10 protein-coding genes are annotated in these 8,895 nt (G+C 73.2%); 7 read left to right on the top strand and 3 right to left on the bottom strand.

Annotated elements, in window-relative coordinates:
* The 4 genes from ispG to DVA86_RS27395 form a co-directional block, all read left to right on the top strand.
* Positions 1 to 792 (top strand): flavodoxin-dependent (E)-4-hydroxy-3-methylbut-2-enyl-diphosphate synthase (ispG, locus tag DVA86_RS27410; protein WP_208882312.1); only part of this gene is annotated, 792 nt, incomplete at its 5' end.
* Positions 793 to 1,005: 213 nt separating this feature from the next.
* Positions 1,006 to 1,854, top strand: coding sequence for a GNAT family N-acetyltransferase (locus DVA86_RS27405; RefSeq protein WP_208882310.1), 849 nt, complete (start codon positions 1,006 to 1,008; stop codon positions 1,852 to 1,854).
* A 147-nt stretch (positions 1,855 to 2,001) separates the two neighbouring features.
* Positions 2,002 to 2,571: a GNAT family N-acetyltransferase gene (locus tag DVA86_RS27400; RefSeq protein ID WP_208882308.1), complete on the top strand. Its 570-nt coding sequence runs from the start codon at positions 2,002 to 2,004 to the stop codon at positions 2,569 to 2,571.
* Positions 2,572 to 2,750: 179 nt separating this feature from the next.
* Positions 2,751 to 4,463, top strand: a complete 1,713-nt coding sequence (locus tag DVA86_RS27395; RefSeq protein WP_208882307.1) for a proline--tRNA ligase — start codon at positions 2,751 to 2,753, stop codon at positions 4,461 to 4,463.
* A gap of 63 nt (positions 4,464 to 4,526) precedes the next feature.
* On the opposite strand, the gene DVA86_RS27390 is transcribed toward DVA86_RS27395, so the two are convergent.
* From DVA86_RS27390 to DVA86_RS27380, 3 genes are read right to left on the bottom strand one after another with little or no spacing between them, the layout of a single operon-like run.
* Positions 4,527 to 5,444, bottom strand: a complete 918-nt coding sequence (locus DVA86_RS27390) for an aminoglycoside phosphotransferase family protein (protein ID WP_208882305.1) — start codon at positions 5,442 to 5,444, stop codon at positions 4,527 to 4,529.
* A 37-nt stretch (positions 5,445 to 5,481) separates the two neighbouring features.
* A complete protein-coding gene (locus tag DVA86_RS27385; RefSeq protein ID WP_208882303.1) occupies positions 5,482 to 5,958 on the bottom strand; it encodes a ferritin-like domain-containing protein in 477 nt (158 codons plus the stop codon).
* Positions 5,955 to 6,488, bottom strand: a complete 534-nt coding sequence (locus tag DVA86_RS27380) for a hypothetical protein (protein WP_208882301.1) — start codon at positions 6,486 to 6,488, stop codon at positions 5,955 to 5,957. The genes DVA86_RS27385 and DVA86_RS27380 overlap by 4 nt, the downstream gene beginning before the upstream one ends.
* Positions 6,489 to 6,796: 308 nt before the next feature.
* Here DVA86_RS27380 and rimP point away from each other — a divergent pair, with 308 nt between their 5' ends.
* The 3 genes from rimP (at position 6,797) to DVA86_RS27365 (ending at position 8,806) form a co-directional block, all read left to right on the top strand.
* Positions 6,797 to 7,333, top strand: a complete 537-nt coding sequence (gene rimP / locus DVA86_RS27375; RefSeq protein WP_208882299.1) for a ribosome maturation factor RimP — start codon at positions 6,797 to 6,799, stop codon at positions 7,331 to 7,333.
* Between the two features lie 2 nt (positions 7,334 to 7,335).
* Entirely contained in the window at positions 7,336 to 8,367 is a 1,032-nt protein-coding gene (nusA, locus tag DVA86_RS27370) for a transcription termination factor NusA (protein ID WP_208882298.1), read from the top strand.
* Between the two features lie 163 nt (positions 8,368 to 8,530).
* Positions 8,531 to 8,806, top strand: coding sequence for a YlxR family protein (locus DVA86_RS27365; RefSeq protein WP_208882296.1), 276 nt, complete (start codon positions 8,531 to 8,533; stop codon positions 8,804 to 8,806).
* The last annotated feature ends 89 nt before the right edge of the window (positions 8,807 to 8,895 follow it).

Raw genomic sequence — 8,895 nt, 5'->3', positions numbered from 1 at the left:
CCCAGGCTGTTCCCTATACACCCATCTCCGAGCCCACGAGACGGCCCCCCGCCGATCCGGATCGGGGTGAACGCGGGGTCGCTGGACAAGCGGCTGCTGCGGAAGTACGGGAAGGCGACTCCGGAGGCGCTGGTGGAGTCGGCGTTGTGGGAGTGCTCGCTGTTCGAGGAGCACGGCTTCCGCGACATCAAGATCTCCGTCAAGCACAACGACCCCGTCGTCATGGTCAACGCCTACCGCCAGCTCGCCGCCCAGTGCGACTACCCGCTGCACCTGGGCGTGACCGAGGCAGGGCCCGCGTTCCAGGGCACCATCAAGTCGGCCGTCGCCTTCGGCGCGCTGCTGTCGGAGGGCATCGGCGACACCATCCGGGTGTCCCTGTCCGCGCCGCCCGCCGAGGAGTGCAAGGTCGGCATCCAGATCCTCGAATCGCTCGGGCTCCGCGAGCGACGCCTCGAGATCGTCTCCTGCCCGTCCTGCGGCCGCGCCCAGGTCGACGTCTACAAGCTCGCCGACGAGGTCACCGCCGGGCTCGACGGCATGGAGGTGCCGCTGCGCGTGGCCGTCATGGGCTGCGTCGTGAACGGCCCCGGCGAGGCCCGCGAGGCGGACCTCGGGGTCGCGTCGGGCAACGGCAAGGGGCAGATCTTCGTGAAGGGCGAGGTCATCAAGACCGTGCCCGAGTCGAAGATCGTCGAGACGCTGATCGACGAGGCCATGAAGATCGCCGAGCAGATGGAGAAGGACGGCGTCGAGTCCGGCCAGCCGGTCGTGACGGCGGCGGGCGAGTAGCCCTCGTACGGCAGCCCCCGTACGGCTGCTCCATACGGCCGTCCGTACGGGGCCCGCGCGCCGGGCCCCGTACCGCCCGTGTGAGCCCGCACGGCGGCCCGCGTGAGCCCGTACGGACAGCACAGGCGTACGGGGCGGTCCGGGCGTGCCGGAGGTACAGTGCGGTGAGATCGATCCCCCGGCCCACGGACAGCACCGCGAGGCAGCCAGCACGTGTTGACGAGTCCCACCACCAAGGTCCTCGAGCCCGACGAGCTCGACGCGACGCTCGACGTGCTGCGCCGTGAACCGGTCAACAACGCCTTCGTCGCCGCCCGCGTACAGGACTCCGGCCTCGACCCGTGGCGGCTCGGCGGGGAGATGTGGGGCTGGTACGACGGGGGCCGGCTGGAGGCCCTCTGCTACTCGGGCGCGAACCTCGTCCCCCTCTGCGCCGGCCCCGAGGCCATAAGGTCGTTCGCCGACCGGGCCCGCCGCCAGGGGCGGCGCTGCTCGTCCATCGTCGGCCCGGCCGGGCCGACCGCCGCCCTGTGGTCCCGGCTGGAGCCGTGCTGGGGCCCCGCCCGCGAGGTACGCCGCTGCCAGCCGCTGATGGTCACCGACCGCCCGGCACCGGCGGACGTTCCGCCGGACCCGCTCGTGCGCCGGATACGCAAGGACGAGATGGACCTCGTCATGCCCGCCTGCGTCGCGATGTTCACCGAGGAGGTCGGGGTGTCGCCGCTGGCGGGCGACGGGGGCCTGATCTACCAGTCGCGGGTGGCCGAAATCGTCGGCTCCGGGCGCTCGTTCGCCCGCGTCGAGGACGGCCGGGTCGTCTTCAAGGCCGAGATCGGCGCCGCGACCCCGTACGCCTGCCAGATCCAGGGCGTCTGGGTCGCCCCCGAGCGGCGCGGCGAGGGCCTGTCGGTGACGGGGATGGCGGCGGTGCTGCGGTACGCGCTGCGCGAGTTCTCGCCGGTCGCCAGCCTCTACGTGAACGACTTCAACGCCGCCGCCCGCGCCGCGTACCGGCGGGTGGGCTTCCGGGAGGCCGGTGCCTTCATGAGCGTCCTGTTCTGAGGCGGCAGGCTGTTCCCGAGACGGCCGGACGTGAACCGTCCGGTTCCTGCACACGCGCACCGCACGTCCGTACGGCGGGAGGAAAGATGAGCACCGAGCGCACCGCGTCCGGCCTGATCCGCCAGGCCCACTAGTAGCCTCCCCGCCATGCTGTCTTCCTCCGGGGAACACGCCCCGGACCCCCGAGAGATCACCGTCGGGCCGCTCGATCTCGCCGCACGGGTGGACGACGCGCTCGCCGTCCAGGCGCTCGCCTTCGGGCTGACCGACGACGAGATCGGCGTCCGCCGCCACATCGTGCAGCGGCACCTCGCCTCGCCGTCGGCCCGCGCGCTCGGTGCGACGACGGAGGAGGGGCGGCTCGTCGGGTTCGTGTACGGGATGCCCAACGACCGTACGCAGTGGTGGTCCACCGTCGTGCACCCGTATCTGCGCCAGGAGGGGAACGACGACTGGCTCAGCGACGCCTTCGTCATCACCGAACTGCACGTGCATCCGGCCTTCCAGAACCGCGGCATCGGCAGGCAGCTGATCACGATGCTCACGGACGCGGCGACGGAGCCCCGCTCGCTGCTCTCCGCGCTCGACACGGAGAGCCCCGCCCGCGCCCTCTACCGCTCCCTCGGCTACCGCGACCTCGCCCGCCGGGTGCGGTTCCCTTCCGCTCCCAGCCCGTACGTGGTGATGGGCGCGTGGCTGCCGCTGCGGCGGCGGTGAGGGCGCGGGCCGGGGGTCCGGGGGTTGCCCCCGGGGGATGCAGCCCTTCCGCTCCCAGCCCGTACGTGGTGATGGGCGCGTGGCTGCCGCTGCGGCGGCGGTGAGGAACGCATTTCGTCCGCGCGGGCGGCAGCGGCTAACCTCCTGTTCTCAACGCAATCCGCACGCAGGAGATCCTCATGGCAGCCCGTGTCCAGCGCTTGTCCCAGTCGATGCTGAAGACGCTGCGCGACGACCCGGCCGACGCCGAGACGCTCAGCCACAAGCTGCTCGTGCGCGCCGGCTACGTCCGCCGCACCGCGGCCGGAATCTGGAGCTGGCTGCCGCTCGGCAAGCGCGTGCTGGAGAACGTCACACGGATCGTGCGCGAGGAGATGGACGCGATCGGCGGCCAGGAGGTGCTGCTGCCCGCGCTGCTGCCCCGCGAGCCGTACGAGCAGTCGGGGCGCTACGAGGAGTACGGCGACCTGCTGTTCCGGCTGAAGGACCGCAAGGGCGGCGATTACCTTCTCGGGCCCACGCACGAGGAGATCTTCACGCAGATCGTCAAGGACCAGTGCTCCTCGTACAAGGATCTGCCGGTCATCATCTACCAGATCCAGATCAAGTACCGGGACGAGGCGCGGCCGCGCTCCGGCATCCTGCGCGGCCGCGAGTTCACGATGAAGGACGCGTACTCCTTCGACACGAGCGACGACGGGCTGGCCGCCGCGTACGAGCTGCACCGCGGCGCGTACCAGCGGATCTTCCAGCGGCTCGGGCTCGACTACCGCGTCGTGTCCGCCGTCTCCGGCGCGATGGGCGGCTCCGCGTCCGAGGAGTTCCTGGCGCCGGCCGCCGCGGGTGAGGACACCTTCGCGGACTGCCCGAACTGCGACTACGCCGCCAACACCGAGGCCGTCACCATCACCGTGCCCGCGGGCGACACCGCCGGCCACCCGCCGGTGGAGGAGCTGGACACGCCGGACACCCCGACCATCGAGACGCTCGCCGCCCAGCTGGGCGTCCCCGCCTCGGCCACGCTGAAGAACCTGCTGGTCAAGGTGGACGGGGAGATCACCGCCGTGGCCGTGCCCGGCGATCGCGAGGTCGACCTCGGCAAGCTCGGGGAGCACCTCGCGCCGGCGGAGGTGGAGCTGGTGACGGCCGACGACTTCACCGGCAGGCCCGACCTCGTACGCGGCTACGTCGGCCCGCAGGGCGGCATGGCGGGCAAGGCGTTCCGCTACATCGCGGACCCCCGCGTCGCCCCCGGCACCTCGTGGATCACCGGCGCGAACAAGCCGGACACGCACGCGCGCAACGTCGTGTGCGGCCGCGACTTCGAGGTCGACCAGTACCTGGACATCGCCGTGGTCGAGGCCGGCGACCCGTGCCCCCGCTGCGGTACGGGCCTCACGCTGGACCGCGCGATCGAGATCGGGCACATCTTCCAGCTCGGCCGGAAGTACGCCGACACCTTCGAGCTCGACGTGCTCGGGCAGGACGGCAAGCCCGTACGGGTCACGATGGGCTCGTACGGCGTCGGCGTCACCCGCGCGGTCGCCGCGCTCGCCGAGCAGACGGCGGACGAGCAGGGCCTGTGCTGGCCCCGCGAGGTGGCACCGGCGGACGTGCACGTCGTCGCCGCGGGCAAGGCGGCGCAGACGGAGCTGGCGCTGGAGGTGTCGGAGCAGCTGGGCGCCGCGGGCGTACGGGTCATCGTGGACGACCGCGCCGGGGTCTCACCGGGCGTGAAGTTCACCGACGCGGAGCTGATCGGCGTCCCGACGATCCTGGTCGTGGGCCGCGGCGCGAAGGACGGACTGGTCGAGCTGAAGGACCGGCGTACGGGCACGCGCGAGGAGCTGCCCGTGGACGAGGCGGTCGCCCGGCTCGCCGCCGAGGTCTGACGGACAGCACGGGGGCTGGGCTGCGGCGGCCGGCGGCGCTCTACGGCGCCGAGCGGCCGCCGGTCACAGCCAGCCCGCGAACTCCAGCAGCGTCTCGCCGTCCTTGCGGCCGCCCCGTACCAGGTGCCGTACGCCCGACTCGACCGCGCGGTACTTCGTCCAGTCGCGCAGCCGCTCGCGGTCGACCTCCAGCGAGTCCGCGAGCTTGCTCATACGCCGCCGGGTGACCGCGGGCGCGCCCGCCGAGGCCATCAGGTCGTGCAGCCGGTCGCGTACGAGCCGGGCCAGGTCATACGCGCGCTCGCCGACCAGCGGCTCGGGCCCGACCGCCAGCCACGGCGACCGCCCGGTGTCGGCCGCGAGCACCGCGCCCTGCCGGAAGTCGCCGTGCAGCAGCACGGACTCGGCGGGTGCGGCGACGAGCGCGGCGCGCAGCGACAGCGCCTCGTCCACCAGGGGGCGTACGTCGGCGTCCGCCCAGGCGCGCATCGCATCCGCCTCCGCGGCCGTGTGCTTCTCCACGGACTCGAAACCGTGCCCCTCCGGCGGCGGAATCCACAGCCGCCGTACGGCCGACGCGGCCTCCAGCATGGCCTTCGCCTCCGCCAGCGAACGCAGTGAGACCTCGCCGTGCAGCCGCTCCAGCAGCAGCGCGCCGTCCGCGGGGCGGGCGTCCAGCAGCCGTACGGCGCCCCAGCCGTTCCAGTGGGCCAGCGCCGCCGCCTCCTGCGCCGCGGAACTGGCGGGCGCGTGCAGCTTCAGCGCCGCGGCCGTGCCGTCCGGCTGCCGCACCAGGACCACGAGGCTGCCGCGTCCGCCCGGCGAGACCACCCGTTCCGCCGTCAGCCCCCAGTGCTCGAGCGTCCGCTCCAGCAGCGCGGGGAGCGCCTCGAGCCAGCGGGCGGCGACGGCCGGTTCGGGGTGGCCGTCGAGGGCGCGTACGAGCCGCTGCGGGGGGTCGAGGGGGAGAACGGAGGGCATTGCGGAGCGGGGCCTTTCCGAGCGGGCGGCGATGCGGTCAGAGCGTCCGGGCCCGAACGTCCGGCGAGCCCGAGGTGCTCGGCCGCGCCGGTGCGGAGCGTTCGGTGAGCCCAGGGAAGGCTACGCCGCTGCCGCGCCACCGCGTCGCCCGGATGGCCGCTTCGCGCAGCGCGCCCGCCGCCTCCCGGCGCCGGGCGCCCTCGCTCGCCCGCACCAGATCGGCGTACACGGCGGCGACCCGGTCCTCCAGTTCCGCCGCGAGCCGCACCGCCGCGGGGCCGTCCGGCACGCCGAACGGCAGCTCGTATGCTGCGGCCGCCGGCTCCGGCTTGCCGCCCAGGTCCCGTACGGCGCGCCACAGGGTGTCCCGCCGCGCGCGGTGCGCGTCGTACGCCTCGCGCGCCTCGTCCTGCCGGGAGTTCTCGACGCGCCCGCCGACGACGCCGTAGCCGTACACGGCGGCGTGCTCCGCGGCCAGCGCGGCCTGTACGGCGGTCAGTTCCTCGTCCGTCATGAGCCTTCCCCCGTCAGCAGGTACGCGTGCGCGGCACCGGACGCGGCCACCGAGGCGAGCAGCCGGGCGAGTTCGGGCGGCGCGCCGGCCAGCGCCTTGGTGCGGGCGTCCGCCGTACGGCGCTCGGCGGCGGCGAGTGCGGCGAGCGCCTCCTTGCGGTCGGCGGGCACGCCGTCCCGGTTCTTCGCACCGCCGCCGCGCCCCCTGGTCGTACGGTCCGGGCGCGCGGATCCGGCCAGCTCCTCCAGGTGCCGTACGACCTCACCGCGCAGCGGCTTCAGCCGGCCGGCCAGATCGGGGTGGGCGGCGGCCGTCCCGTCGTACCGCGCCAGCAGCGCCTCGCTGTCCCGCGCCGCCGCCTGCCGCAACCGCCGTGCCCCCGCTGAGTCTTCGCGGTTCCCGCTCTCGGCGGCCTCGCCGTCGTCGGAGCAGGCGCCGGTCAGCCCCGCCGCTCCGGCGGCACACACGGCGCCCGCCAGCAGCGATCTCCGTCGGGGCCGCGCGGCGTCGCGCGGAGGCGTGAGCGGCATGGTGCTCTCCCTGGGCAGTGATGCGTCCCCCGGCGGGGAAGGCGGGGATACCGGTGCGATGACCCCGGACAAGTCCGCACGGCTCCGGCAACGGTCGTCACGCCAGGTGAGAGTACCTGTGTGATTTCCCGCTTAGCCGCCGGGCCGCCCCCGGCGCGCCCGCGCCGCACTCCAGCGGCGGAACGCCGTACGCAAGGGGGCGCCCCCGCCCCCGCGCCCGGTCGGCGCCGCCCGCGGCAGGCGCTAGGCTTTGACCCCGACACGCGACTTTTCCCTACAACAGCACACGCGGCCGAGGAGTCACCCGGATGAGCACCACCCAGAGCGAGAGGCTTCGCGGACTGCTGGAGCCGCTCGTCACCACGAGGGGACTGGATCTCGAGGAGATCACCGTGACCCCCGCCGGGAAGCGGCGCGTGCTCCGCGTCGTGGTCGACTCCGCGGAGGGCGTCGAGCTCGACGTGTGCGCCGAGCTGAGCCGTTCGCTGTCCCAGGCGCTGGACGAGTCGGACACGATGGGCGGCGCGCCGTACGTCCTGGAGGTCACCTCGCCCGGTGTCGACCGCCCGCTGACCGAGCGCCGGCACTACGAGCGCGCGGCCGGCCGGCTGGTCAAGGCGCAGCTGCACGAGGGCGGGGAGCTCGTCGCCCGTATCACCGCCGTCGACGAGGGCGGCCTGGATCTCGAGGTGCCCGGGGTGAAGGGGCGCAAGCCGACCCGCCGGCGCCTCGCCTTCGACGAGATCGCCAAGGCGCGCGTAGAGGTCGAGTTCAACCGCAAGGCCGTGCAGCAGGCAGACGAGACGTCCGCGGCCGATGACGACGAGAGCCAGGAGGAGGCGTAGCCGTGGACATCGACATGAGTGCCCTGCGGGGACTGGTCCGTGAGAAGGAGATCTCCTTCGACCTGCTGGTCGAGGCGATCGAGTCGGCGCTCCTCATCGCCTACCACCGCTCCGAGGGAAGCCGTCGCGACGCCCGGGTGGAGCTGGACCGCAAGACCGGGCACGTGACGGTCTGGGCCAAGGAGAGCTCGGAGGAGCTGGCGGAGGGCGCGGAGGCGCGCGAGTTCGACGACACACCCACCGGGTTCGGGCGGATCGCCGCCACCACCGCCAAGCAGGTCATCCTGCAGCGGCTGCGGGACGCCGAGGAGGAGGTCACCTTCGGCGAGTACGCGGGCCGCGAGGGCGACGTCGTCGCCGGCATGGTGCAGCAGGGCAAGGACCCGAAGAGCGTGCTGGTGGACATCGGCAAGCTGGAGGCGATCCTGCCGCCGCAGGAGCAGGTGCCCGGCGAGGACTACGCACACGGCACCCGGCTGCGTACGTACGTGGTGCGGGTGGCCAAGGGCGTGCGCGGCCCGTCCGTCACGCTGTCCAGGACCCACCCGAACCTGGTGAAGAAGCTCTTCGAGCTGGAGGTCCCGGAGATCGCCGACGGGTCGGTGGAGATCTCCGCCATCGCCCGCGAGGCCGGGCACCGTACGAAGATCGCCGTACGCTCCACGCGGTCCGGGCTGAACGCCAAGGGCGCCTGCATCGGCCCGATGGGCGGCCGCGTGCGGAACGTGATGGCGGAGCTGCACGGCGAGAAGATCGACATCGTCGACTGGTCCGAGGACCCGGCCGAGCTGGTGGCCAACGCGCTGTCGCCGGCCCGGGTGAGCAAGGTCGAGATCGTGGACATGGCGGCCCGGTCCGCCCGCGTCACCGTGCCGGACTACCAGCTGTCGCTGGCCATCGGGAAGGAAGGGCAGAACGCCCGTCTCGCGGCCCGGCTGACCGGCTGGCGGATCGACATCCGCCCGGACACCCCGGCCGGGGCCGACGCGGAGCGCGCCGGCGGCGACCAGGGACAGGCGGCCGAACAGGCCTGAAACGGACCGGGCCGGGTCCGGAGCGGTTCAGGTGCAGGTCCGGAGCAGGCCGGGAGGGGACCGTACGGGCCACGGCCCGGGACGCGGTTCCGGGCTGTCGCAAGCGAGTGAGGACGGCCACACCCCTGGGGGAGCAGTGGGGTGCGGGGAGGTAGACTTGAGGATGTCTGGCCGGACGCGAGTCCGTGCATGCCCTGAACGTACGTGTGTGGGGTGCCGGGAGCGTTCGGCGAAACGTGACCTGTTGCGTGTGGTGTTGGTCGAGGGACGGTGTGTTCCCGATCTTCGCGGTACGCTGCCGGGCCGGGGTGCGTACGTGCACCCCACACAGACCTGTGTCGATCTGGCGGTCCGCCGCCGGGCGTTCCAGCGGGCCTTCCGGGCCCCCGGTCCGCTCGAAACCGCGGAGCTGCAGACCTCACCGCAGGTGACACCGTAAGAGAGCCGGTGCGGAGCCTCCGCACGGGTTCGGTACCTCGCGAGTCGGAAGTAGGTCGAGATTGCGATGAGCACTCGATGAGTACGCGA

This window comes from Streptomyces armeniacus (assembly GCF_003355155.1).
Lineage (GTDB): Bacteria > Actinomycetota > Actinomycetes > Streptomycetales > Streptomycetaceae > Streptomyces > Streptomyces armeniacus.
This window is presented reverse-complemented; position numbering and strand designations above follow the sequence as displayed.